A 25,780-nucleotide genomic window follows, 5' to 3' on the forward strand; every position below is an offset into this window, starting at 1 on the left:
CAAGCGATTCTCCTTTCAATAAAGACTTATTTTTCAGCGGCAGCGGTCTTCTTCTTCGCCTCTCGGCGCAATTTCTGCTGCCAAGCATCGACCTGATTCATTAACTGAATCGGGGTGAGGTGGCCAATGTCGAGATCCTTCAGCGCATCCACAATAAATTGTTCTGTCGAATCCGTAAGGGCCACGGTTTGCGGCTGGAACAAGGCGAGTTGCTGATCACCGCCGGCTTCGGCGACGGCTGGTGCAGCCGCCGGTGCCGGCTTAGTTTCGGCGGCCGGCTCCGGCGGCGTCGGTACGACCCGCTTCTTGCCCTCCAGCTGCTGCAAGATCACGTCTGCGCGCTGCAAAACAGCATTGGGCAGTCCCGCTAATTTGGCGACATGAATCCCATAGGACTTGTCCGCCGGCCCGGGTTCAACTTTGTGCAGGAACACCAGCTGACCATTTTCTTCCGCTGCCCCGACATGGACATTCTTCAGCTTGGGCAGCGTATCGGCCAGTTGGGTCAATTCATGATAATGGGTAGAAAACAGTGTCTTGGCGTGCACCCGATTATGAATATATTCAATAATCGCTTGGGCCAAAGCCATGCCATCATAGGTGGCCGTGCCTCGGCCGATTTCGTCGAACAGGATCAGGCTCCGGGGCGTCGCGTGGATCAAGGCATCGTTGGCCTCCATCATTTCCACCATAAAGGTACTATTCCCCGACAGCAAATCATCCGCGGCACCAATCCGGGTGAAAATATGGTCGAATAAGGGCATCTGAGCCTGCTCAGCCGGCACATAACTGCCCACTTGGGCCATGATCACGGACAGGGCTAACTGGCGCATATACGTCGATTTACCGGACATGTTCGGCCCGGTGATTAACAGCACGTCGGTGTCTTGATTCATCGTCACGGAGTTCGGTACATACTGGTTCGGACCGAGCACCTTTTCAACCACGGGATGGCGGCCGTTAACGATGTGCAGGTCCTGTTGATGTTCGACAAACGCCGGCCGGACATAATGGTACTGTTCCGCAATCACCGCGAACCCTTGAAGCACATCCAGCGCGGCCAACTGCGCAGCCAGCTGCTGAATGCGCGGAATTTCTTTCTGAATTTCTCCCCGGACCGTTGTGAACAGGGTGTACTCTAAGGCGGTGGAGTGCTCCTCGGCCTCTAACACCAAGCGTTCCTGATCCTTCAAGTCTGGGGTAATGAACCGCTCAGCGTTGGTCAGCGTTTGTTTCCGCTCGTACCGGCCAGCCGGCACCTTATCCAGATTAGCTCGGGTGATTTCGATATAGTAACCAAAGACTTTGTTATAGCCAATCTTCAGATTGTGAATGCCGGTGACTTTGCGTTCCTGAGCCTCCAAATTGGCGATCCAGCGCTTCGAATGGTGCATCGTATCCCGGTATTGATCCAGTTGATCGTTGTAGCCATCCCGAATAACGTTGCCCTCTGTGACAGAGATCGGCGGATCATCCACAATGGCCCGGCCAATCAACTCGGCAACTTCCGGCACGGGATCCATGGCTTTGACAAAGCTGGTAAAACTGTCACTGTGCAGCTGCTGCAACGTGGCCATGATTTCCGGCACTTGTTCCAAGGACGCCTTCAGTTGCAGCAGATCCCGGCCGTTGGCGCTGCCTAAAGCAATCCGGCCGGCTAGTCGTTCCAAGTCATAGACCTTGGTCAGCTGATCCTGCAAACTGCTCCGCTGAAAGTAATCATCCACTAAAGCGGCAACTTTATCTTGCCGGGCTTTGATCGTCTTGGCCGACAGCAGCGGCCGTTCCAGCCACTGCTTTAACAACCGGCCGCCCATGGCCGTACGGGTCTCGTCCATCACCCAAAGCAGCGAGCCGCGTTTCTTGCCGTCTCGGCGCGCTGAAGTGAGCTCCAAGTTCACTTGGGCATCATGATCCATTTGCAGGAACTGACTGGGGGCATAGACAGTAGCCTTCTGTAAATGGGCCAAGGCCCGCTTCTGGGTCGCCAGCAAATATCCTACCAGCCGGGCCAGCACCTGTTTTTGTCCCGCGTTGGCGGCATCTTGCCGGACATAACTGACTTCGGCAGTGTTTTCTGGCAAATCCTGAGCCGATTGTAAAATATTCAGCGGTTTGAGCGCCTGCGCCAGATCATCCGGCAAGTCCGGCGGTACCACAACTTCTTTGGTTTGTAACGCCAGCATTTCGTTGCGGACATCATCGGTGCTGGCCAGCGTCGTCACCCACACTTCCCCGGTAGAAAGGTCGGTATAGGCAAAGTGATATTGCCCGCCCAGTTCGTCCACGGCCGTTAAAAAGTTATTGTCTTGGCGTTTGCCGGGACTATCCGGCATTTGTGTCCCCGGCGTCACCAGCTGAATCACAGCACGTTTCACCATGCCCTTGGCTAACCGAGGATCTTCCATTTGCTCGCAAATAGCCACCTTGTAACCCTTGTCCACCAGAATATCGATGTAACTTTGCACCGCATGGTGCGGCACCCCGCACATCGGTACCGGGTCGGTCACGCTCTTATTACGTGAGGTGAGCGTCAGCTCCAGCATCTGCGATCCTTTGATGGCGTCATCATAAAACAGTTCATAAAAATCCCCGATTCGATAAAACAGGAAAGCATCGGGGTACTGATCCTTAATGGCGAAGTATTGCTGCATCATCGGCGTTTCTTTGGAATGATTAGCCATTACAAAACTCCTTTTTTGCTTCTCCGATTCGTTACAATGTACCGTATATGATAGCACAAAAAAGTGCCAGAGAGGGCGCAGGCCGACGGTTAGCAGCGTAGGCATAAGGACCAGGAAGCAGAAAACCCGCACTTAGGTTTTATGCTTCCTGGTCCTTATGCCCTAGCCGCTGTCGGCCGGAGCCCGTTTAGCGGAGGCAGTTGCCGCTAGAGTTGTCCGTTTACGAAAGAAACACCAAAACGGACCAGGCCGTGAAAATCCGCTGCCTGGTCCGTCCGTTCATCACGTGGGCTGGATCTATGTTGATGGTGCCTTGGTGCGTCCTATGGTTAACTCTGCAAAGATATCCCGTGTTGCAAATCCCTAGTCTCGCCAGCCCTACATTGACAGAATAGCATGGGTTATTTTTGCCGAGCGGGCAACATTTGCAAATTTAAGTTGTCGAATTTGCGCCGAACGGTATAGTTTCTGAAAACGAGCCATTACTGAATGCAAACGGAGCAGAAAACTGACCAAATCAGCTTTCTGCTCCGTTGTTTGAAGTATTAATCCGCTAAGCGGTTAATTACATCATACCGCCCATACCAGGTGCGCCGGCACCGGCACCGGCAGCCGGGTTATCACTCTTCGGTTCCGGAATGTCGCTGACCACAGCTTCAGTCGTCAACAGCAAAGCGGCAACAGAAGCGGCGTTTTGCAACGCAGAGCGAGTGACCTTAGTCGGGTCAATGATGCCAGCCTCGACCATGTTTTCCCACTTGTCGTCACGTGCGTTGTAACCGAACTCAGGCTTCTCGCCCTTCAGGCGTTCTACAATGACAGAGCCTTCCTTGCCGGCGTTCTTGGCAATCTGGCGAACCGGTTCCTCCAGAGCGCGCAGAACGATGTTGATCCCGGTTTGGACGTCGCCCTTTTCCTTCAGCGCAGCAACGGCCGGAATAACGTTGACCAGTGCCGTACCGCCACCAGCGACGTAGCCTTCTTCAACGGCTGCGCGAGTGGCGTTCAAGGCATCTTCGATCCGATACTTGCGTTCCTTCAATTCAGTTTCAGTCGCAGCACCAACGTTGATCACAGCTACCCCGCCAGCCAGCTTAGCCAGACGTTCTTGCAGCTTCTCGCGGTCGAAGTCAGATGTCGTATCGTCAATTTGCTTCTTGATTTGGCCGACCCGTTCTTCGATTGCATCCTTGTCGCCAGCACCTTCAACGATAGTCGTGTCATCCTTGGTAACTGTCACCTTGCCTGCTTGACCCAATTGGTCAATGGTCGTGTCCTTGAGTTCCAGACCCAGATCAGAAGAAATGACAGTGCCGCCAGTCAATACGGCAATATCTTGTAATTGTTCCTTGCGCCGATCGCCAAAGCCAGGAGCCTTAACGGCAACAACATTGAACGTGCCCCGAATCTTGTTCAATACCAAGGTCGGTAATGCTTCACCTTCAACATCGTCGGCAATGATCAGCAACGCCTTGCCCTGTTGAACGATTTGTTGCAATAACGGCAGAATGTCTTGAATGTTGGAAATCTTCTTGTCGGTAATCAAAATATATGGATTATCCAAGTCAGCTTCCATCTTGTCGTTATCGGTTACCATGTATTGGGACAGATAGCCGCGATCAAACTGCATCCCTTCAACGACCTTTAAGTCCGTTTCAATACCCTTGGACTCCTCGATCGTGATCGTGCCATCGTGACCCACTTTATCCATGGCGTCAGCGATCAGCTTGCCAATTTCTTCACTGGAGGAAGAAACGGCCCCAACAGATGCGATTTGTTCTTTGGTCTCGACCTTGTGGGAATTCTTATGCAACGCATCAACAGCAGCCTTCGTCGCCTGTTCGATCCCTGTGCGGATACCAACCGGGTTAGCACCGGCGGTCACGTTCTTCATCCCTTCACGGACAATGGCTTGTGCCAAAACCGTGGCCGTCGTGGTGCCGTCACCAGCGATATCGTTAGTCTTGGAAGCAACTTCCGAAACCAGCTTAGCCCCCATGTTTTCATAATGGTCTGGGAGTTCGATATCCTTGGCGATGGTCACCCCATCATTAGTGATTTCCGGTGAACCATAGGATTTTTCGAGAACAACATTGCGGCCCTTGGGTCCAAGAGTCGTCTTGACGGTGTCAGCTAATTTGTCGACACCCCGTAGCATTGCGGCGCGTGCATCTTCAGAGAACTTGATTTCTTTTGCCATTCGAACTTTCACCTCATAAATAGAATTGTGTTTTTACGTTCGTTGATCACAACAATGCAGAAGGTTATTCCACGATCGCCATGATGTCTTTTTCATGCAAAACCAAATACTTTTGATCGTCGTAACGTACTTCGGATCCTGCGTACTTGTCGAACAGGACCTTATCACCCTTGGCGACGCTAGGCTTGATGCGGTCGCCCTTATCATTCAGGGCGCCTTCGCCGACGGCGACGATTTCACCGGTTTGCGGCTTTTCCTTAGCATTGCTGGCCAGCACGATGCCGCCAACGGTTTGCTCTTCTTCTTCTTGGACCTTAACGATGACCCGATCACCTAATGGTTTTAACACGAAGAATCCCTCCTAAAAACAGTTGTTGTCACTTGTTAGTGCAGGTTTAGCACTCACTTGCATCAAGTGCTAATCACATGTTCTATAATATCATTTCCCAGGGGGAATGCAACCACTTTTCTGTAAAAATTTGCAGACTGAGGGGTGGAGTGCTAATTTATGGGTAAAAAAAAAGACCGGGACTCGGCTGATTCCTCAGTGTGCTGCTGCCAGGCCAATGCTCCGCAAGCTGCGCATTGGCCCTAAGTACACCAAAGCCTGACAGTGTGATCCCGATCTCTATACGCTAAAAATCTCGTTTAATATTACTGCTTCGCTTCTTCTTTCGGCCGGTTGGAATAGTGGTCAATGAAGTAAATCAGGGTTTGTAATTCATTAACCAAATCGACGTTTTGAACGCGGACGGTGTCAGGTACGGAAATCCGCAACGGGGTGAAGTTGAGGATGCCGTGGACACCGGCTTTGGTCAGGCGGTCGGTAATATCTTGGGCGGCCTGGGTAGGTACGGTCAAGATCACGATGTCGATCTGCTGATCTTTCAACTGGGTCTCAAGTTCATCCATAGGATAAATCGGTACCCCGCTTTGAATCGTACCGGTGATATCCGGATTGACATCGAAAGCGGCGGAGATACGCACGGAATTAGTCTGCCGGAAGTTATAATTAAGTAAAGCGTGGCCTAAATTGCCCACACCAATCAAAGCGACATTGGTCAGATGATCCTGATTCAATGTCTTAGCAAAGAATGCCAGCAACGAATCGACATCATAGCCGTAGCCCCGTTTGCCCAATGCGCCAAAATAGGAAAAATCTCGGCGAATGGTCGCTGAGTCAACTTTCACCGCTTCGGACAATTCAGTGGAACTCACTTTCTCTTTGCCGGCGTTATGTAAAAAGTTGAGATAGCGATAGTATAACGGTAGACGTTTGGCAGTTGCCTTAGGAATTTTGAAATCTGCCATAAAAGGCCCTCCTTAATAATTGAGTGCGCACCTGTTCACAGATGCTGCCGCTCGGTTCTAATGGCGAAAAACATCGTCATTGGATAATGAATGTTCGTGTTTTGGTGGGAAAAGTGCAATTCCCACGACTAACCTTCATTTCGTACGCTAATGATACTTGTAATTTGCACAAAAAGCAAACAAATCACAAGACAAAGTGTCCATTGTTGTGCCCATCGTTATCCAGTAGAATGGTTAGTGAAAATAAACCGTTCTCGCAAATTAAAAATGAACGTTACTTAGAAAGGTGTTTTTAACTCGTGATCCTTTTACAAGCGCAGCATATTACTAAAGAATTTAACGCCGTACCGGTGTTTACCAACGCCAACTTGATCGTTCAAGATCACGACCGAATCGGCTTAGTCGGGCCCAATGGTGTCGGCAAGTCCACTTTAATCAAGACAATCATCGGCGACGAAGCCGCTGACGGCGGGCAGATCAGCTTCGCCAATGACTTGACTTGGGGGTATCTGGCGCAGGATTCCGGCCTCGATACGAACCGAACGATTTATGCCGAAATGCTGACGGTGTTCAGCGACCTGCAAAAAATGGCGGCGCAAATCCATTCATTAGAACATCAAATGGGTGCTGATCCGACCAACCATGACTTGTTGTCCGCTTACGATCAGTTGAGCCACACGTTTACTGAGAAGAATGGCTACGGTTACGAAGCTGAAATCCGCTCGGTCTTGACCGGCTTCAAATTCGGCAGCGACGTTTGGGACAAGCCCATCGCCACTCTTTCGGGGGGCGAAAAATCCCGGTTGGCGCTAGCTAAACTATTGCTGGAAAAGCGTCAGCTGTTGATTCTGGACGAGCCGACCAACCATCTGGATATTGATACCTTAACTTGGCTGGAAGGATATTTGCGCAACTATCCCGGCGCGCTGCTTCTGGTCTCTCATGATCAGTATTTCCTGGATAAACTGACTACCCAAATCGTCGAATTACGCGCTGACGGAACCACCACCTACACCGGCAACTATTCCAAATACTTAGTCGAACGGGAAGCCCGGTCGGAACAGGCCTGGAAGGCCTATGAGCACCAGCAGGCAGAGATTGCCAAGTTGGAAGACTACATTCAAAAGAACATCGTCCGAGCCTCCACGACCAAAATGGCCCAGTCGCGGCGAAAAAAATTAGAAAAAATGGTGCGGCTGCCCAAACCTGTGGGTGAAGAGAAAACGATCCATTTCCAATTTACCCCGGACCGGACCAGCGGCAATGACGTCCTCCGCGTCAAGGACGCCACAGTGGGCTATGACGCCGCCCACCCCATGGCTGGCCCGATCAATGTCAATGTGGACAAGGGCGACCGAGTGGGCATTATCGGGGCCAACGGTGTCGGCAAGTCCACCCTGCTCAAAAGTATTCTAGGAAAAATTCCCTTTCTGAAGGGCGAGGTGCTCTTCGGTACCGGTGTGACGGTTGGCTACTACGATCAGGAGCAAATGATTCTGCATGCCGAGAAGACCGTCTTGAATGAGGTCTGGGACGACCACCCCACCATGCCGGAAAAAGATGTACGCTCAATTCTGGGCAGTTTTCTCTTTCGGGGTGATGATGTATTGAAATATGTCGCTGATCTTTCCGGGGGCGAAAAAGCCCGGCTCAGCTTGGTCAAATTGGCGCTGGACCACGACAATTTCCTGATCCTGGATGAGCCGACCAACCACTTGGATATTGAATCCAAAGAAGTGTTGGAAAATGCCTTGCAAGACTTCGCCGGCACGATTCTGTTTGTTTCCCATGACCGGTATTTCATTAACGCATTGGCTAACCACACTTATGTCATCACCCCCGCGGGATCGACTCATTATCTCGGTAATTACGACTATTACCTGGCCAAAAAAGCGGAGGAAGATGCTTTGGCAGCGGAGAACGCCCAACAAACGGATCAGCCGACCGCCCCGGACAAGAGCGAAACGCAGCAATCCTTCGAAGAAACCAAAGCGGCGCAACGGGAACAACGACGGCTGGAGCGAGAAGTTGCCCAGCTGGAAAAAGAAATCGACCATCTCAGCCACCAGGAAACCGAGGTACAAGAGGCCATGGCCGCCCCGGATGTCTTGCAAGACTACAAAAAAATGCAGGAGCTGCAAGCACAGCTCACTGCATTGGAGACTAAACGGCACCACGCGGAAAATGAGTGGGCAGAAAAGCTGACTGCCCTGGATGACAACGCGTAATCTCAGCCCACGTGGTTGGTCTTGAGAATTTCCTCGTAGGCATCGTGGATCGGCCCGGCCGGTTTATCCCACTCCACCCATTTGGTAAAGTTTTCCGGCGGCATTTCGTACGTCTCGTTGATATATTTCTCATAGGCTTGCACGGCCTTGGTATGGGCGATATTCAACTGGACGATGCGCACTTCTTTGATCATCCCGCGAATAGCGGCCAGTTCCGCACGGCCATTCATGAACATATCACTCACTTCAAAATACTGAGACCCGTCCAACCGGGTGATCTGTTCAATCAGATCCAGGGTTTGGTAACGGGTCATTGCTTTATCTGGCACATTATCCCTGCTTTCTACTTATCCAGTGCACGCACTTTGCTGCACATGACGAGATCATACACGGTATCGCCGATGCGGGTAAACTGACGCAGCGTACCCTCCGTTGTGAATCCATTATGCCGCAGGACCGCTAAAGAAGCCGTGTTGGCCGGCAGCACGCCCGCCCCGACACGGTTCAAATCCAGGTACTGCCAAGCTTGATCAACCATCGCTGCCACCAGCGCACTGCCCCACCCGCGATGCTGATAGGCTGGCAAGATCTCGTAGCCAATTTCAACCCGGGAATCTGCCCGGTCAATATCGTTGAAGCCGCAAATGCCGATCACGGTCTGCCCGTGCCGCACCGTATACCGGGCAGCACTGCCAGTCTGGGCATTGCCGATATAGTACGCCAACATGGTCCGCACATCGTTCACATTGGCCGGCGGGGTCATGCCCAATTGATGCGCCACGGCCGGGTCCCGCCATTGAGGATAAAACAAATCAGCTTCGACCGGCACAGTGAGTGCAAACATCAGTTGCTGATCCACGCTGTGCCACTGGTCCGGCAATGGGTCAAAAACATCCATCATTTTTCCTCCGTTGTCCAACCCGTGTCGAGTTTGGCTAACCGCTTAGCATTTTGCAGTACGTCATTCGTCGGCGGGCGGTGTTTCAATGAATTCGGAATTACCAAAGCCATGGTCGTGGCATTAACCGGATTAATAAAGCCAATCGTCTTGTACTGATCATCCTTCAGCGTATACCGATACCCCCGCAAATACGGCGCCGCCACATTACGTTTTTCTACCGGGCCAATATAGTTGATGGGTGAATAAATGTCGCCGATATAGAAATAATAACTGCCATCGGCATCCCCTGCATAGCGCACCTTCTGGCTCACCGCATGCCGGCTGTACATGGGCAGTTGGCGCATATCATCGTCGTTGCGGACCATCGCATAAATGCCGGTCAATGCGCCGCTGGTGGCCTGATAGCCAAAAAATGTCGGATCTTCCACTCGGGCGCGGGGCGTCACGTGGCCAAAATCTTTCATATAAGCCTGGGTTGACGGCTGGTAGAGAAAAATAAAGGATACCCCCACGGTAAGCAGACCCAAAATGGCGGCACCGATGCCCCACGGGCGGGCCCGCCCCTTGTGGAAATACGCCAGCAGGCCGCCGGTAAACAGCAGCAGACCGCCCACCAGACCCGCCGGCAGCCAGGTGTTGACAAATCTTTCCGCGAACACCCATGTATCGTAATTCAATGCCTTCAACTCCATTCTAGGCGCGCTGTTCCGCCCTATTCGTCAATTTATGATACACTAAATGACAGCAATTCGCGAAGAAAGGAGACAGCGGGATGGTCAAAAAAATGTCCATCGCTGCGCTGTTATTGGGGATTTACCTGATCAGCGCTGGTTTTTTAGTGGTCGGCCACCGAGGCGATCCCTTGAATGCCCCGGAAGAAACCTTCCAAAGTTTTGACTCAGCCTTCAATCACGGCGCCAATTACGTCGAATTGGATGTCCATGTCAGTCAAGACAACGTGCTGGTCGTCAGTCATGACCGGGATCTTTACCGGGTCACCAATACCCACGCCATTGTCTCGCAGCAGCCATTCGCCGCTTTGCAAAAACTGCATCAAGCCAATGGTGAACCAATTCATAGTTTAGGGGAAGTGTTTGCCCATTACCAAAACAACCCTAACGCCAAGTTTCTGGTAGAAACCAAAAAGACGGCTAAAGGCAATCCGAAAAACATGGAGGCGCTGCTGGTCGCTTTGATCAAGCAATACCATATGGAAAATCGGGTGATGGTCCACAGCTTTTCATTCGAAAGCCTAGAAGAAATGAAAAAGCTGATGCCCAGCATTCCCCGGATTTTCATTGCCGGATCATTGGGCCGGTTAAATTTTGAACGGTTTACCGTAACCACAGGCGTCAATATTTCGTCTGAGATCACTACCCCAGATCTGGTCAAACAGCTCCACTACATCGGCCAGAAAGTCTTTGTCTGGGATGAAATGACAGAGAAACAGCAGCAATGGAATTCCGTCGTCAACCTGCCCATTGATGGCGTCGTCACCAACTACCCGGAAGTCGGCCATGAGTATCAGGTCCTCAAGGGCAAGTCCAGTGTGCGCAGCACGGATCAAGACGTGGCAGTGGTCAGCGACAAACCGCTCACAACCTATGAGAATCCCTACCTGCGGGTGCAAAATCAAACACTGGCGAAGCCTGGTGTGGCTTACCACGCCAGCCAATACGTGGCCATGGAAGGCCGCGCCTATTACCAAATCGGCGCGAATACATTCGTTGATGCCGATTACGTGAATCCTGAGACGCTCTGTCCGACCCTGGTCCCCTATGTTGGTGCCCGGGTCCAATTGCGTGCCACGGTCGCCGCAAGTTCCGCATACACGTCGCCCACCCATCCGCAGGCAGTAACCGGTACTTTGCAGCCGCACAAGCAATACCGAATCCAAGCCATTAAAGTCGTCAACAGCAGCACATGGGTGAAAACAGCGGCTGGTTGGGTGAATACAGCAAAACTGCTGCTGCATCTGCCGGCGGCCGCCCCCACTCAACTGGCCGGACCGCTGGATACGTTTTTCCAGGAACCGGCAAAAGATCGCATTGCCCTGTTGGATCTGAACGCGCTGGTCCCCGGCAGTCAGATGATCAAGCCGGCGAAACCCGCCAGCTCCGCGAGCCGCTTAGCCGCGTGGAATCCCCAATATTTAACTTACCTCGCCGCCAGGAATACGGCGAAAAAGGAGTGACTGTGATGTCTATGGAAGATCCAAGTCAAATTGATCACATTGGGCTTGTCGCTGAAGTCAAGGATAAGCTCCCAGCGGAGGACACGATTGCGGCCATGACCGGGATGCTCAAAATGTTTTCCGATGGGACCCGGGCCAAGATCCTTTTTGCCCTCTATGAATCTGAATTGCGGGTTTACGACATCGCGGATATTTTGGAGATGTCCCAGTCCTCTGTTTCTCATCAATTACGTTTACTTAAACAGGCTAAGCTGGTTAAAAGCCGAAAAGAGGGCAAAGAAGTGTATTATTCTTTGGCCGATGACCACGTCATCACGATTTTCTCCCAGATCCTGGCCCATGCGTCTGAAAAAAACTAATTTATATTCAATTATGTGAGGAGTGCAGTCTATGTCAAAAATTGATTGGCAAGCAGAGGTTACGAAGCGCCAAGACGCTATTCTGGCCGACTTGCAAACTTTATTGAAGATTAAATCAGAGCGGGACACCGCCCATAAAACACCGGATAAGCCGCTGGGTCCAGGTCCGGCCAAAGCATTAGATGCGATGCTGACGATTGGCCGACGGGACGGTTTCACGACAAAAAATGTGGATAACGTCGCCGGCCGCATCGCTTACGGCAGCGGCAATGAGATTCTCGGCATCTTTGGCCATCTGGACGTCGTCCCCGCTGGGGATGACTGGGCTACTGATCCGTATCAACCCGTGATCAAAGACGGCCGCATCTACGCCCGAGGCACCGCGGACGATAAAGGACCGGCCATTGCAGCGTATTACGGTTTGAAAATCGTCAAAGAACTCGGCCTGCCGGTGCACAAACAGATTCACTACATCTTTGGTACCGACGAAGAAAGCGAATGGGTCGGTATTCACCGGTATATGGAAACTGAACCGGCACCAGACTTCGGTTTCTCTCCCGACGCTGAATTCCCCATCATTAATGGTGAAAAAGGGATCGCAGACTTCACTATTACTGTGCTGCCGCCTAAGACGCCCCAACACGGCGACTATACGCTGGCATCCTTCCAAGCCGGTCTGCGCACGAATATGGTTCCTGGCCGCGCCCAAGCTGTCGTCAGCGGCGCCAATCCAGGTGAATTGCAGCAGCATTTCGATTCTTTCCTTGCCTCACACCCGGTCGACGGGACCATTACTGGCACCGGCGATAACCAGCTTACGCTGACCGTAACCGGTAAAGTCGCCCACGCCTCGACTCCCGATCAAGGCATCAATGCGGCGGTCTACTTGGCCCAATTCTTAAACAGCCAACCCTTGGCCGGCCGGGGGGCCGCTTATGTCAAAGTCATTGCCGATTACCTGGCCAACGATTTCGATGGGACCAAGCTGGGCATCGCGCACCATGACACATTGATGGGCGACCTGAGTGCCAGTGCCGATTTGTTTTTATTCGACGCGGCCAAACAGGAAGCAATGGTCACCGTTAATGTACGCTATCCCCAGGGCACCACGGACAAGCGGATGAATCAGCAGATTGTCGATACGATTGGGGCTGATGTCGTCACCAGCACGATTGTCGGCGATCCAGAAGTACCCCATTATGTCAGCGGCGACGACCCGCTGGTCCAGACATTGTTACAGGTCTATACCGACCATACCGGTCAGCCGGGACATGAACAAATTATCGGCGGCGGCACCTATGGCCGCATCATTCCCCGGGGCGTGGCTTTCGGGGCGGAGCTCCCCGATACCGAGAGCGTCATGCATCAGGCGAATGAGTACATGCCCTTAGCTGAATTATGGTTGGCGACGGCCATTTATGCAGATGCCATTTATCGCCTAGCCCAATAGTTATTTTTGGACACAACCACGTGCAGTTGAAGCGCGTCTTAACGCGTTTGTAACGTGGTTGTGTTTTTCTTGTCCAAACGGTTACGGTATAATGCTGTCGTGTAACTTTTTAAGGTGGTGCAATTTTTTGAATCGAATTCGACAGTGGTGGGACCAACTACGCTCCGGTATGAGTCGCCGGTTTAACACTTGGCAGCAAACCCGGCAGGCAGCTGAGGAGACCGTCGTGGACGGCCGCGATACCCCCTTTGCCGCGTGGTTGCGCACCCATACGTCAGCACGCTGGGCGATGGCCTGGAAGACCATTTCTTTTTGGTTTAATGTGGTCATGGCTACGCTGCGCCTGGTTCTGCTCCGGGTAATCGCAGTGCTCGTGGTAGCAGCGGGTCTGGCTTTGGGCATTGGCCTGGGTTACTTTGGCGCGCTCGTGCAGACCGTCAAAGTGCCGACCCAGACAGCGTTGGCCAAGCAAATCAATACGACTGAACAATCTTCACTGCTCTACTACGCGAACAACGTGAAGATGATGAACTTCAATACAGACCTGCGCCGAACGCCGGTTAAGTCCAGCGAGATTTCCCCCTGGCTGAAAAAGGCCATCGTGGCGACCGAAGACGAGAACTTTTATGTCCATTCCGGTGTGGTCCCGAAGGCTTTGATTCGGGCAGCTGCCGGTGATATCACCGGCATCGGCGGTCAAACCGGGGGGTCGACTCTGACCCAGCAGCTGGTCAAAATGCAGCTGCTTTCCTCAGAAACGACCTTCAAGCGGAAGGCCAGCGAGATATTACTGGCCACCCGAATCGACAAATTCTTCAGTAAGGATCAAATTTTACAAGCTTATTTGAACGCGGCCACCTTTGGGCGTAATAACAAAGGCGAAAATATTGCCGGCGTTGAAGAAGCAGCCATGGGCTTGTTTGGCAAGCATGCGAATAATTTGAGTATCGCTCAAGCGGCTTACATTGCCGGAATGCCCCAGAGTCCGTCAATTTACACACCCTATACGCAAACTGGGGCGCTGCGCAAAAACTTAAGTGATGGGTTTGACCGTAAAAACACTGTTCTTTTCCGGATGTATCGGGCGGGCGTGCTCACTGAGCAGCAATATCAAACGGCCCGCAAAGAGGATCTGAAAAAAGAACTGCTCCCCCAGGGCACTTCAGAACGGACAGATGAGAAGCTCGGCTATATGTATGATCTGCTTTCTGATCAGGCCACTTACTATTTAGCCGAATACTTGGCGAAGAGCGACCATCAAAACTGGACGAAAGTTCGGGCCAACAAGGCACTGTACGGTGAATACCGGCAACGGGCCTTGACCCTGCTGACGACCAAGAACTATCAGATCCACTCCACGATCAACAAGTCAGTTTACGGAGCAATGCAGAATGCCATTCAATCCTACGGTGATTATTTGGGCACGACTCATACCTATACCGTACTGAACCAAGAGACTGGTAAAGAAGAAACAGTCACTGAACCCGTCCAAAATGGGATGATCCTGCTGAACAACCAAACCGGCGCTGTCCTCGGCTTCATTGGCGGCCGGGATTATGATCAGAACCAAAGCAACCACGCGTTTTACACATACCGGTCGCCGGGGTCGTCGATCAAGCCCTATCTGGTCTACGGACCGGCAGTGGATCAAAAGCTGATCGGTACCGAGTCGCAAATTGCGGACTTCGAGGTCAATTATAACGGCTATTCCCCTTCCGACTATGGTTCCACGATCCAGAACCGGTTCATCAGCGCCAAGGAAGCTTTGGCCAAGTCCTACAACATTCCGGCGGTGAATCTGTATAAGGAACTGCGGACGAAGACCAATCCGAAGACATACATGGACAAGATGGGCATTTCCTTGAGCAGCACGGAACTTTCCCGGCTCGGCATTGCCCTAGGCGGAACCGATAACGGGATCAGTGTTCAACAAGAAGCCAGTGCGTTTTCGACTTTTGCTAACCAAGGCCAATACACTGATTCTTATGTGATTGATAAAATCGTAGCCCCTTCTGGCGAGGTCATTTATCAGCATAAGAGTGAAAAAACGCAGCCCTTCTCCGCGGCAACGGCTTACATTATGCGTGACATGCTGCGGAACGTGATCACGGAAGGCACAGCCGCATCACTCAGTTATCAGTTGAACTTCGACACCGATTCGCTCTACGGGAAAACCGGGACGTCCAATGATAATAAAGATGTGTGGTTCGTCGGTTCCACACCGGGCATCACCATGGCTTCTTGGATTGGTTATGACAACTTCTGGGGACATGCTTACAATCTGACGGATGCCGGCACGAATATCAACCAGGCACTCTGGGCCCGGGTGGCCAATGAGGTTTACAAGGTTGATCCCGAGGCCTTCCAGTTGAACAAGACCTTCTCTCGGCCAGACACCGTTAAATCAATCAGTGTGTTGGAGAAAACTGGCCTGCCAGCAGGCACGATTACCTATAAAGGTAAATCTACTGACGTCACCGGTACCCGTACGACCAGCCTATTCAACGACTTTACCCCAAGCAGTACCCGCTTTGAATTCGGTATCGGCGGGACCACTAAAAATTACAATCTCTTCTGGGCAAACTTCTTCGGGGCAAAGAACGGTTATGGCACAGTCACGAAGTACACAGGTAAAACGATCCGCGATCCCAATGACAAAGTCGGCGACGTCAGCGATTACGACGCCACGGATGAAAGCGGGAGCGAAACCAGCAGTAATGCGGGCAGCGCCTGGCAGGGCAGCACGGGCCAAGGCACCGGCGCCAATACTGGTCAGGCCGGGACGAATGCTGGTCAGGGTGAAAATACGGGTCAGAGCGGACAAACCGGTCAGACCGGCCAGGGCAATACCGGCAGCGGGACAACGACCAATCCGGATCAAGGTACTGGTCAGGGTGGTACCGGTCAAGGCGGTACGAATACCAGTCAGGGTGAGAACACGGGCCAGGGTGGCACCAATACGGGTCAAAATGAGGGCAATACGGGCCAGGGCGGCGGGACGACTGGTGGAAACACTGGGCAGACCGGCGGCCAGGGTCAGGGTAATGCTGGACAGTAAGTGAAGAAAGAGCAGCGTATCTCAATGATGACGCTGCTCTTTTTGTGCGGGCCGGAAACGAGATACCCTTCTCCTGCCGTGCCAATGCTCCGCAAGCTCCGGCTGAGGGGGCTGGCGACGCGCAACAAGTGCGAAGCCGAAGGCGTAGTAAGCGGTCGTTAAACGGGTATATGGTTCGCGCCGTAGCCTCCTTGTATGCTTGAGTCATCAAGTGCACAAGGAGGCTTTTTATGGTTCAAATTAAAGATATTGTGCCGGTTCAAATGACAGATCGGACACCCAGCACTGGTGGGAAGCCCCAGATAGCTGCTCGAATCAAGCTCAAAGATGCCGAAGTGATTTTTTATAATGGTGCTGATCGGAGCACTCGGCACATCGTCTTACAGGAGTTGACTGGTAATGTTCCCCAATATCCAAGAACTTAACATCTACATCATCTGTGGCAAGACTGACCTCCGCAAAGGAATTGACGGTTTAGCTGCCTCACTGCGGGAACTCTATGGTGAGAACGAAGTCCCGTACGACCACTCACTATTCCTATTTTGCGGCAGTCAGCGGGACCGGTTCAAGGCCCTTTACTGGGATCGCAGCGGCTTCGTCCTCTATTACAAGCGGTTCGAGAACGGCCACCTGCAATGGCCCCGCAACCGGTCCGACGTACAACGACTAAGCCATTACCAGTTAAAACGATTGATCACTGGTCTAAGTATTATTGAGAGGCGTACCATTCATGACCGCAGGGTCGGATATACCAATTAAATGTGGAAGAGGATGCCAAATGAAATTTGGTATTACCTCTTCCTTTTTATGATCTATAAATGATATAATCCAATAATCAATAATTCAGGAGGGCCACACATTGGTCGACCCAAAAAATAGCATTGCACTCGCAGATGCCACCCCCGAGCAATTACGGACTATCGTCCAAAATTTACTCCACGAAAACCAACAGATGCAGGAGCAGCTGGCCGTATTGAAACGTGTTCTCTATGGTCGTCGCCGCGAATCCAGCCAAAATTTGCCAGATGGGCAAACCAACCTCTTCAACGAACACGTGCTCACCCAGGAAGAACAAGCAGCGGTCGCCAAGGCGAGTGGCGAAGACGAGCCAGTCAAGAAACGCCCTAAGAAAGTGGTTCACCGAAAATCGATGGACCTGAGTCAATTACCACAAAACACTCGCGACTATACTTTAGACACTGAAGATCAGATTTGCCCAGGATGTGGGAAGATGATGGCCGATATTGGGCGGACAGCCGTACGTAAAGAGGTCGACTTTGTCCCCGTTAAGTTGTTGGCCACCACTGTTTACCAGCACACTTACGTCTGCACTAACGAGCAGTGTTTACAAGACCACGGTAAGGTAATCACCAAGAAAGCAGACGTACCGAAGCCCGTGATCTCCCACAGTATGGCTTCAAATGCGGTCGTGACCGAATCAATCTTGACCAAATTTATCTATAAAGTGCCGGATTACCGGCAAGAAAAGCTCTGGCATAATCGTGGCGCAGATTTTACCCGGCAAGCCCTGTCTGGTTGGCCTATCAAGGCAGCCGAAGAATATCTGCGGCCGCTCTACAATTTGATGCATCAAGAACTGCTGGCCCAGGATATCATTCACGCCGATGAGACGCCCTACCGGGTGCTCGCCATCAAGAAGGCCAAGACCTATTACTGGGTTTACACCTCAGGCAAGTTTGCGGAGCATCAAATTATCCTGTATGACCACGGCGACACCCGCGGGTACGGCGAAGCTGAGCGCTTCCTTAAGGGATATACGAAATACCTGCAGACCGATGGCTATGCTGTGTATCCCCGGTTGCCGGATCTGACCAATGTTTATTGCTGGGCGCACGTCCGGCGGAAGTTCGACGAAGCGGTTACCGGTGGTGATACCGGATTGGCACCCATTGGTCGGCAATACTGTAATGAGATGTTCCACTTGGAACAGGGATGGCGTGGCCTGCCCGCAACTGAGCGACTTGCGCAGCGTAAAGAACACCTCCAGCCGCAGATGGATGCCTTCTTCAAATGGTTGTTTGAATTGGGTGACAGTTACTTACCGAAATCCAAACTTGGTCGCGCAGTTGAATACGCACTGGGCCATGAAGTAGGATTACGGGCGGTTCTCCAAGACGGCCGGTTGGAGTTATCCAATAACCGGGCCGAACGAGCCGTCAAAGAGCTGGTGATGGGCCGCAAAAATTGGCTCTTCTCACAGAGCAAACGCGGCGCCGTAGCGACGGGCATCTTATTAAGTGTGCTCAAAACTGCAGAGATAAATCACCTCGACCTTCGTCAATACTTGAACTATTTGTTTGCGGCATTACCTAATTTGCCGGTGCCCGGGGACTTGACGGTCCTACAGGACTATTTACCCTGGTCACCGAAAGTGCAGGAGATCTGCCACGAATAAATAATTCGAGTACAGCAGTGGCGCAATCCTTATGTTAGAGGGTTGCGCCACTTTTTCATATACGCCCGTTTAACGACCTCTTACAAGGCGTAGCTAGTGGTGACGGCGCTGAGCCCCCTCAACCTCCGCTTGCTACGCATTGGCACTAGATACCCCAACAATGAAAAATGAAAATGAAAAAATACCGGTTCTAAGCTTCAAACAAAGAGCGATTCGCGCTTCCAAAATCGAAGTACGAATCGCTCTTTATATTACCCGAACCAGTTACTCAGCGGCGTTATACCGTTCCTGACCATCCAGATACGTCTCAGCTAACGACATGTCATCGTTCAACACGATGTAGTCGGCGGCGCGGCCTGGGAGGATCTGACTGCATTGGTCGGCGATGCCGCTGGACTTCGCCGGGACGTAGCTGCCCATCAAGACGGCGTCTTGGGGGGTCACGCAGTTCCAGTCAACGACGTTCTTGATGGCTTCATTCAGCTTCAGAATGGAACCAGCTAAACTGTCGCCGTCCTTTAAGCGCGCCATGCCGTCCCTGACGTAAACGGGGAACTCGCCTAAGACATAGTCGCCATCGGGCATCATGCCAGCGCGCATGCAGTCGGTGATCAGGGCGACATGTTCCGGCCCCTTTTCCCGAATCAAAATATTAGCCACTTCCGGCCGAATGTGGTGGCCGTCGCAGATCAGTTCATCATCGACCCGCTGCAAGAACATCGCCGCCCCGACCATGCCGGGTGCCCGGTGGTTCAATCCGCTCATACCGTTGAAGGTATGGGTGAAGACGGTGGCGCCAGCTTCGACACAGGCTTGTGCCTGTTCAAAGGTCGCGTCGCTGTGACCTAAGGCGACCACGGTGCCATCTTGGCTGACCCGGCGGGTAAATTCCACGGCACCGTCCCGTTCCGGTGCAATGGCAATCTTCTTCAGCAATCCCTTAGCGGAAGATTGCCATTTTTCGTACTTATTGTAGCTCGGATCCGTGAAGTACTTCGGATTCTGGGCCCCTTTATGTTTCACCGTGAAGAACGGGCCTTCAAAGTAGATGCCTTGAATCTTGGCACCCTTCTCTTCCCCAGCGTGGTTTCCGATGGTCTCACATACCGCGTTTAATTGGTCAAAGGATCCCGTCAGCGTCGTAGGCAGCCAGCTCGTCACCCCGGCTTTCAATAAACCTTGACTCATGTCCTGAATGCCGGCCCAGTTGTTGTCCATTACATCGTGGCCTAAAAGACCATGAATGTGAGTGTCAACCAGTCCCGGGGCGATCCATTGCCCGGCCTTTTCGACGATCTTACCGGTCGGTTTCTGGTTTTCTGGAAAATACTGGCCAAAATTACCCTCGTCGGTGACTTCCAAATAGCCGCCGTTTTCAGCGTTTGACGGTAAGAAAAACTTTGCCGCGTGAATGTAATAACTCATCGAATGATTCCTCCTCGAAAATGTATGTACTGCGGCGGGGCTGCCGCCGCAAATACCTAATTACTTGATCACTGCCGGCCATGCGAACAGACCGACGGCGGCACCAACTAATCCAATCAGCAAGGTAATACCAATCAGCGTCAGCGGTGAACGCCCTTTCTTCAGCATCCAGTAGCAGAAGAAGACGTAAGCCACTGGCATCAAGGCCGGCATGATCTTGTCGATGATCCCGGTCTGGATGTTCATCTTCATCTTCCCGATGGCAACAACATTGTTCGTCCCAGTGAAGGCGAACTTGACATAGCTAGCGGTTAACCCGCCGACTACAGCCAATCCGATCATAGTTGCTGCACGAGAGATTTCCTGGGTCTTCTCCCGCATTGTGGCGATGGCCCGAGTCCCAGTATTGTACCCATAATCCATCAGCCAGAACAGCAGGAAAAAGTGGACTGCGTTGAACAGAATCAAGAACAGGATAGGGCCGAAGATGTTGCCTTGTTCAGACAGCGATACGCCAATACCACCGGTGATCGGCAGCAGCGTCAACCAGAACAGGGCATCCCCGATACCGCCCAGAGGACCCATCAAGGCGACCTTGATGCCCCGGATGGTGGACCGGTTTTCCTTGTTTTCTTCCATGGCGATGATGATCCCTTGAATGAAGGTCACCAAGAAGGGGTGGGTGTTGTAGAATTGCAGGTTATCCAGTAACGAGTAGCCCAGGTCCTTCTGGTTGGTATGGATCTTCTTCAACCCAGGAATCAAGCTGTACGTCCAGCCGCCGCCCTGCATCCGTTCATAGTTGAAGGATGACTGGAGCATCAGAGAACGCCATACCATCTTGTGCAGATCCTTTTCCGTGATAACCTTGCGGACCGTGGGGTCTTGGTAGGTATCAGGAATCTGGGTCTGTTCTACATCCTTAAATGTTTTTTCTTCAGATGCCATTGCTGTAATCCTCCTCATCATCGTCAGTGGTGGGCCCAGCCGGTACTGTCTGACCGCCACCGCCACCAGAACTCTTGCGGTTCTGATTAGCGAAGTAGTCGTAAGCCGCGAAGGCCGCAGCCAGCAGCGCGATCGGTAAAATCTCCATGTGCAGATACGCCGCGGCAATGAAACCAGCCACAAAGAACGGTGCATACTCGATCTTCCACATGATCTTCAGCAGCATCCCAAACCCAACGGCGGGCATAATACCGCCGGCGGCTTGGAACCCGCCGAGAATCCAGCGCGGAATTGACTTGACTACTGGCGTAATCACGTTTTGACCGAACAATGCCGGCAGGAAGCCCATAATGAAGAACCCAACAAACAGGATTGCCGGTTCGATCCAGGCCATCCAATCCAACCGCTTCGTGTCGCCGTTCAACCCGGCCACATCCATGGCATGGGCCACAGGCGCCATCCCGGTGAACAGCAAGGTGATCAGCGCTTGCACTGCGACGGAGAACGGTACAGCCACGCCGACGGCTGTCGTGGGACTTAACCCAGACAGAATGGCGAACAGCGTCCCGATGACCCCGCCGATAACGACGTTAGGCGGTTGCGCCCCAGCCAGAGGCACCATGCCAGCCCAAACCAGTTCCAGGGTACCACCGGTAATGATCCCGGTGGTCGGCTGCCCTAAAATAATACCGATGACGGCACCGGTCACGATGGGCCGGTGAATATGCGTCAGGCCGTTGAATTGGTCGATAGCGGCGATCCCCGCCCATAAACCAACTAACAACGCCTGCCAAATTGTGACGTCATGCATACTTTTCTTCCTCCTCTATTGAGAGAGTCTGCCAGAGCCGGCCCCACTACTGAAATAATCCGGCTCCGACGTGATCATGGCAGCGCCGCGGCGGGGATTCCAAGAAGACTCCCCAAACCAAGTTCCGCCGCGGCGGTAATCACTTCACACCAGTGTTTTACGCCTTTGCAAGCAAATCCATCATATCCGTTTCTTTCTCGTTCGGAATGCCCTGCACGGAGAGCTCAATGCCCAGATCGTGCAGCTCCTTAAATGTTGCAATATCGTCTTCCGTAACGGAAATCGTCGGTGACAGCTGTTTCTTCCCTTCCGCAAAGTGCAAATTGCCGATGTTCAGCTTCTTAATGGGAACCCCGCCTTTGATGAGCCGCAGCGCATCTTGGGGGGTACGAACAACGAGTAAGATTTTTTGACTCGGGGCCGCATGGCCAATGACTTTGATGGTCTTGTCGATACTGAAGAAACGCATCCCCACCGTATCCGGCACCACCATCGTCATCAGGTTCTGCTGGACGTCGTCCTTCGCGACATCATCATTGGCGACGACGACCAGGTTGGCGCCGATGGTGTTGACCCAAGTCATTCCGACTTGACCATGAACCAAGCGGTTGTCGATCCGGGTTACAAGAATATTGGGTGTTGCCATAGAAAAGACCTCCTAGATTAAATGCTATGCGTGATAATCATGCAGAATAACGCCTTTGACGACCCGATTCACCGTACCGGTGGGAGACGGTGTGTCCGGTGTATTGCCGACCTTAATGGAACTCAGCAGAGCAATCGTTTGCGCGGCCATGACGTCCGGCAGCGCTTGATAGGCTTCCGGCAGATTTGGGGTGCCCTTGGCGAAGAAGAAGTTTTCGCCGCTGAACTGGCGGCCGTGATCAGTCCCAATACCGACGACCCGCTTCGCGATATGGTCCCCGTTGATTTCCTCCAACACATCAATATCGTAATCCCGGGTATAGGTGTTGTTGCTCAGAAAATCGAAGACCAGCGAACGGTCGTTGACGAAACTCTTGGGACCATGGCGGAAGCCCATGGATGTATCAAAGACAGTGGCGATCTTGCCCGCCGTCAGCTCCAAAATCTTGAGCTGTGCTTCCCGGGTCAAACCGCCCAGACTGCCGGACCCCAAGTAGGTGATTCGGTCAAAGTCTTCGTCCACATAGCTTTGCAGTTTGCTCTCCCGAGCCACGACTTCTCGGCCCATGGCCGCGATCGTCTTGACATATTGGCCTTTTTCGGCCTCGCTGCTGTGAGTATCAAAGACCAGTACGGCGGTGAGAGCCATGCAGCTGAAGCTGCCGGTCATGGCAAAACCTTGATCGTTAGCACCAGCTGGCTGGAGCAGCACCAGGTTGTTTTTCTCGCCCTCAGCCCGTTGCGCTAAATGGCCCTCCGGTGCACACGTGATCGTAATTTGATACAGCGTCTTGACCAGCTGCTCAGCTAATTCGACGGTCTTGACACTCTCCGGGGAATTTCCAGACCGGGCGAAGCTCACCAGCACAGTAGGCATATCCGCTTCGAAGTAGTCATACGGGGCAGAAACTAAATCTGTCGTGGCAATTGCTTGAAATTGGAAGTGGGCCCGATCACCGGTCCGGTTCAAATACGGGGTGATCGTGTCGCCAACGTAAGCCGAAGTGCCAGCGCCAGTGAAAATCACCCGCACACCCGTTGGATTTTCGGCTTTGATCCGATCCAGGTACGCCTTGATTTCCGGCGTCATTGTCTCGTAATTCGACCATGCCTCTTCCCACAAATCAGGCTGCTGCTTGATTTCCTTCGTGGTAATCTGGGCACCCATCTTCGTTAATTCTGCTGTGGATTTCTCAAACATAGTCCATTAATCTCCTCTTTTAAAAAGCTAAATACCGTCTTCATCGTCTGCTGCCGCCTGCCGCGGCCGACTCTTATAGGCCACAACTCCGGCCTTGCCGGCTTGAAGTGCCACCGTGGTGAATTGGCCGACGGACAGCTCCCGCTGGAACAAAACTTCCATGACCATGGACACATTGGTACCAGCCATGACGGTCGTTTCCTTGTGCTGTGTGTGATACAAAACCGCCTGATTAAACGGTGTGCCGCCGGGAATGTCGGTAAAGAACGCGACCCCGGACACATCGCCTAAATCCTTGACTGCTTTGGTTAAGTGTGTCTGTAATTCTTCTGCGGTCATGCCCTCGGTAAAATCAACGGCCGTCAATTTCTGTTGGCTGCCGCTGAGCAGCTTGATCGTACTGACAATACCGCTGGCAAAGTGACCGTGGCCGGTAATAATAATACCAATCAACACTGAACACCCCATTCTGTTAGTCATTGATCGCCGGGTGCCGAACGGCAATCCCGGGATTCACATGATGCACTTGATAAACGAACTGATCGCCCCGGGACACGCTTAAGGTGTATTCCACCACCCGATCCTGGGTATCATACGTGGTCCGCTGAACGTTGAGTCCCGGCGAACCACTGGGCACACCCAATCGATGCGCATCCTTAGCGCTGATAATACCAGCGTAAAACGCCTCGTTTGCCCGCTGAATCGCCACATTGTAATCCGTTTGCATCAAGTGATACAACGAGTGGTTGGTCAACCGGGCAGTGGTCAGTTGGGGAAAAACTGCGGCTGGCAGGAATGTTCGTTCAACCATCATCGCCACGTCATCTGCCCAACGGATCCGTTTCAGCTTGTACACTGGTGCACCCAATGGCACATGCATTTTTTCAACCAAAAACTTGGGTGCTTCCATTAATTTCAGATACACAATATCGGTATGGGGCACTCGCCCCATGGCCCGCATCTGATCCGAAAAACTGTACGTCGTGGTTAAGTCGGTGGGATTGGCCAACCGGTTAGCGACAAACGTACCGCGGCCGTGCTGGCGGTAAATATACCCCATCATTTCCAACTCATCCAACGCCATCCGAACTGTGTTGCGACTGACTTGATACTGCTTACTGAGTTCCCGCTCCGACGGCAGCCGATCATGGGGCTGCAATCCGTGGGTAATTTTCTCGCGCAAGAGATCGACGAGCTGCTCGTGCAGTGGTTGTTCATACTTAGCCATGCGCCTATCACCTCACTGGTTCACTGGTACCAACCACATTGTCATTGTAAATTTACCAGTCTGTTTTTGTCAAGTAATTAACAATAAAAGACTAATATATATGAATCCGCTGTCTAAATTTGTTTTCGGGATAAGGGCTTACAATGTTATTAAATCGGCCTCGAACACAAAAATGGCAGATGCCAATTGCTTGGTATCTGCCATGTGAATAATCCTGACAATTCAGGCGAACACTTATTTGACTGATCCTTGATCCCGGGTACTGGTACCCTTTTCGCGAATCACGGCCTGAACATCCGCCATCAGCTTCGTCAGCGGGGTGACCAGGATCCCATGGTCGGTCAGCCAGTGGGTGAAGTCAGCAAAGTCTGCTTTCGTGAGGATCACGCCCCACAACTGCTGCTGGGCCGTCAACGGTCCATAGGTGGTGTTGAAATCCACCCGCGTCTTTTGGGTAAACACAAAAAGTTTGCCCAAGGCAAACTTGGTTTGGCGCTGGGGGGTCTTATAAACAACCAATTCCTGGCCGGCGACCCCAATGTACCCAGTTCCGCTGCGGCCCAGCCACGCATGGTCAAAACGGTGTTTGGCCATGTCCTGCTTGGCCCGTTTAGCCTTGAAGTGATTGCTCAAGTAAATGAACTCAAAGATCAAGAGGACGACAAAGAGAATCACCCCAATGATCACTGACCATAGCCACATGGGGAAAGCTCCCTTCTAC

Annotated in this window: 23 protein-coding genes; 8 read left to right on the forward strand and 15 right to left on the reverse strand. The window is 52.3% G+C overall.

Annotated elements, in window-relative coordinates:
• Window positions 1-26: 26 nt before the first annotated feature.
• The 4 genes from mutS to FMM01_RS05945 all read right to left on the reverse strand — a co-directional run bounded on the left by mutS (window position 27) and on the right by FMM01_RS05945 (window position 6,195).
• On the reverse strand, window positions 27-2,684 hold the full coding sequence (mutS, locus tag FMM01_RS05930) for a DNA mismatch repair protein MutS (RefSeq protein WP_150391905.1): 2,658 nt from the start codon (window positions 2,682-2,684) through the stop codon (window positions 27-29).
• A 565-nt stretch (window positions 2,685-3,249) separates the two neighbouring features.
• Window positions 3,250-4,884, reverse strand: a complete 1,635-nt coding sequence (gene groL, locus FMM01_RS05935) for a chaperonin GroEL (RefSeq protein ID WP_027829203.1) — start codon at window positions 4,882-4,884, stop codon at window positions 3,250-3,252.
• A 64-nt stretch (window positions 4,885-4,948) separates the two neighbouring features.
• A complete protein-coding gene (gene groES, locus FMM01_RS05940) occupies window positions 4,949-5,233 on the reverse strand; it encodes a co-chaperone GroES (RefSeq protein ID WP_027829202.1) in 285 nt (94 codons plus the stop codon).
• A gap of 305 nt (window positions 5,234-5,538) precedes the next feature.
• Window positions 5,539-6,195 (reverse strand): redox-sensing transcriptional repressor Rex, encoded by a 657-nt coding sequence (locus tag FMM01_RS05945; protein WP_027829201.1) that lies wholly within the window; start codon window positions 6,193-6,195, stop codon window positions 5,539-5,541.
• Between the two features lie 299 nt (window positions 6,196-6,494).
• Here FMM01_RS05945 and FMM01_RS05950 point away from each other — a divergent pair, with 299 nt between their 5' ends.
• A complete protein-coding gene (locus FMM01_RS05950) occupies window positions 6,495-8,423 on the forward strand; it encodes an ABC transporter ATP-binding protein (RefSeq protein ID WP_063516322.1) in 1,929 nt (642 codons plus the stop codon).
• 2 nt (window positions 8,424-8,425) lie between these two features.
• Here the strand turns inward: FMM01_RS05950 and FMM01_RS05955 are convergent, their stop codons facing one another.
• The 3 genes from FMM01_RS05955 to FMM01_RS05965 are packed head-to-tail and all read right to left on the reverse strand — an operon-like array spanning window position 8,426 to window position 10,001.
• On the reverse strand, window positions 8,426-8,737 hold the full coding sequence (locus FMM01_RS05955) for a hypothetical protein (RefSeq protein WP_027829199.1): 312 nt from the start codon (window positions 8,735-8,737) through the stop codon (window positions 8,426-8,428).
• Window positions 8,738-8,766: 29 nt separating this feature from the next.
• Window positions 8,767-9,321 carry a GNAT family N-acetyltransferase gene (locus FMM01_RS05960; RefSeq protein ID WP_190973467.1) on the reverse strand — a complete coding sequence of 185 codons (555 nt, stop codon included), beginning with the start codon at window positions 9,319-9,321 and terminating at the stop codon, window positions 8,767-8,769.
• Window positions 9,321-10,001: a hypothetical protein gene (locus FMM01_RS05965; RefSeq protein WP_150391907.1), complete on the reverse strand. Its 681-nt coding sequence runs from the start codon at window positions 9,999-10,001 to the stop codon at window positions 9,321-9,323. Before FMM01_RS05965 ends, FMM01_RS05960 begins: the two co-directional genes overlap by 1 nt.
• 95 nt (window positions 10,002-10,096) lie before the next feature.
• On the opposite strand from FMM01_RS05965, the gene FMM01_RS05970 reads away from it, so the two are divergent.
• The 7 genes from FMM01_RS05970 to tnpC all read left to right on the forward strand — a co-directional run bounded on the left by FMM01_RS05970 (window position 10,097) and on the right by tnpC (window position 18,801).
• Entirely contained in the window at window positions 10,097-11,518 is a 1,422-nt protein-coding gene (locus tag FMM01_RS05970) for a glycerophosphodiester phosphodiesterase (RefSeq protein ID WP_051225414.1), read from the forward strand.
• A gap of 11 nt (window positions 11,519-11,529) precedes the next feature.
• Window positions 11,530-11,877: an ArsR/SmtB family transcription factor gene (locus FMM01_RS05975; RefSeq protein WP_121499962.1), complete on the forward strand. Its 348-nt coding sequence runs from the start codon at window positions 11,530-11,532 to the stop codon at window positions 11,875-11,877.
• A gap of 31 nt (window positions 11,878-11,908) precedes the next feature.
• Complete coding sequence (pepV, locus tag FMM01_RS05980) at window positions 11,909-13,327, forward strand: dipeptidase PepV (protein WP_150391908.1); 1,419 nt, start codon at window positions 11,909-11,911, stop codon at window positions 13,325-13,327.
• Window positions 13,328-13,454: 127 nt separating this feature from the next.
• Window positions 13,455-16,385, forward strand: coding sequence for a transglycosylase domain-containing protein (locus FMM01_RS05985; protein WP_190973468.1), 2,931 nt, complete (start codon window positions 13,455-13,457; stop codon window positions 16,383-16,385).
• A gap of 230 nt (window positions 16,386-16,615) precedes the next feature.
• Window positions 16,616-16,810, forward strand: a complete 195-nt coding sequence (locus FMM01_RS05990) for a hypothetical protein (RefSeq protein WP_150391512.1) — start codon at window positions 16,616-16,618, stop codon at window positions 16,808-16,810.
• Window positions 16,785-17,144: an IS66 family insertion sequence element accessory protein TnpB gene (tnpB, locus tag FMM01_RS05995; protein ID WP_057824131.1), complete on the forward strand. Its 360-nt coding sequence runs from the start codon at window positions 16,785-16,787 to the stop codon at window positions 17,142-17,144. The genes FMM01_RS05990 and tnpB overlap by 26 nt, the downstream gene beginning before the upstream one ends.
• Window positions 17,145-17,244: 100 nt before the next feature.
• Entirely contained in the window at window positions 17,245-18,801 is a 1,557-nt protein-coding gene (gene tnpC, locus FMM01_RS06000) for an IS66 family transposase (protein ID WP_150391513.1), read from the forward strand.
• 264 nt (window positions 18,802-19,065) lie between these two features.
• Here the strand turns inward: tnpC and nagA are convergent, their stop codons facing one another.
• From nagA to FMM01_RS06040, 8 genes are all read right to left on the reverse strand, one after another.
• Complete coding sequence (gene nagA / locus FMM01_RS06005) at window positions 19,066-20,226, reverse strand: N-acetylglucosamine-6-phosphate deacetylase (RefSeq protein ID WP_150391910.1); 1,161 nt, start codon at window positions 20,224-20,226, stop codon at window positions 19,066-19,068.
• A 60-nt stretch (window positions 20,227-20,286) separates the two neighbouring features.
• The gene (locus tag FMM01_RS06010; RefSeq protein WP_035440059.1) at window positions 20,287-21,174 is read right to left on the reverse strand and encodes a PTS system mannose/fructose/sorbose family transporter subunit IID; all 888 of its coding nucleotides are present in this window, start codon (window positions 21,172-21,174) and stop codon (window positions 20,287-20,289) included.
• A complete protein-coding gene (locus FMM01_RS06015; RefSeq protein ID WP_027828163.1) occupies window positions 21,164-21,985 on the reverse strand; it encodes a PTS sugar transporter subunit IIC in 822 nt (273 codons plus the stop codon). Before FMM01_RS06015 ends, FMM01_RS06010 begins: the two co-directional genes overlap by 11 nt.
• A 157-nt stretch (window positions 21,986-22,142) precedes the next feature.
• Entirely contained in the window at window positions 22,143-22,631 is a 489-nt protein-coding gene (gene agaV / locus FMM01_RS06020; RefSeq protein ID WP_146995365.1) for a PTS N-acetylgalactosamine transporter subunit IIB, read from the reverse strand.
• 24 nt (window positions 22,632-22,655) lie between these two features.
• Complete coding sequence (locus FMM01_RS06025) at window positions 22,656-23,831, reverse strand: SIS domain-containing protein (RefSeq protein WP_150391911.1); 1,176 nt, start codon at window positions 23,829-23,831, stop codon at window positions 22,656-22,658.
• Window positions 23,832-23,858: 27 nt separating this feature from the next.
• On the reverse strand, window positions 23,859-24,287 hold the full coding sequence (agaF, locus tag FMM01_RS06030; protein WP_162921608.1) for a PTS galactosamine/N-acetylgalactosamine transporter subunit IIA: 429 nt from the start codon (window positions 24,285-24,287) through the stop codon (window positions 23,859-23,861).
• A gap of 16 nt (window positions 24,288-24,303) precedes the next feature.
• The gene (locus FMM01_RS06035) at window positions 24,304-25,059 is read right to left on the reverse strand and encodes a GntR family transcriptional regulator (RefSeq protein ID WP_051225213.1); all 756 of its coding nucleotides are present in this window, start codon (window positions 25,057-25,059) and stop codon (window positions 24,304-24,306) included.
• Between the two features lie 234 nt (window positions 25,060-25,293).
• Complete coding sequence (locus tag FMM01_RS06040; protein ID WP_150391912.1) at window positions 25,294-25,761, reverse strand: hypothetical protein; 468 nt, start codon at window positions 25,759-25,761, stop codon at window positions 25,294-25,296.
• Window positions 25,762-25,780: the final 19 nt, after the last annotated feature.

Source organism: Schleiferilactobacillus harbinensis (genome assembly GCF_008694105.1).
Lineage (GTDB): Bacteria > Bacillota > Bacilli > Lactobacillales > Lactobacillaceae > Schleiferilactobacillus > Schleiferilactobacillus harbinensis.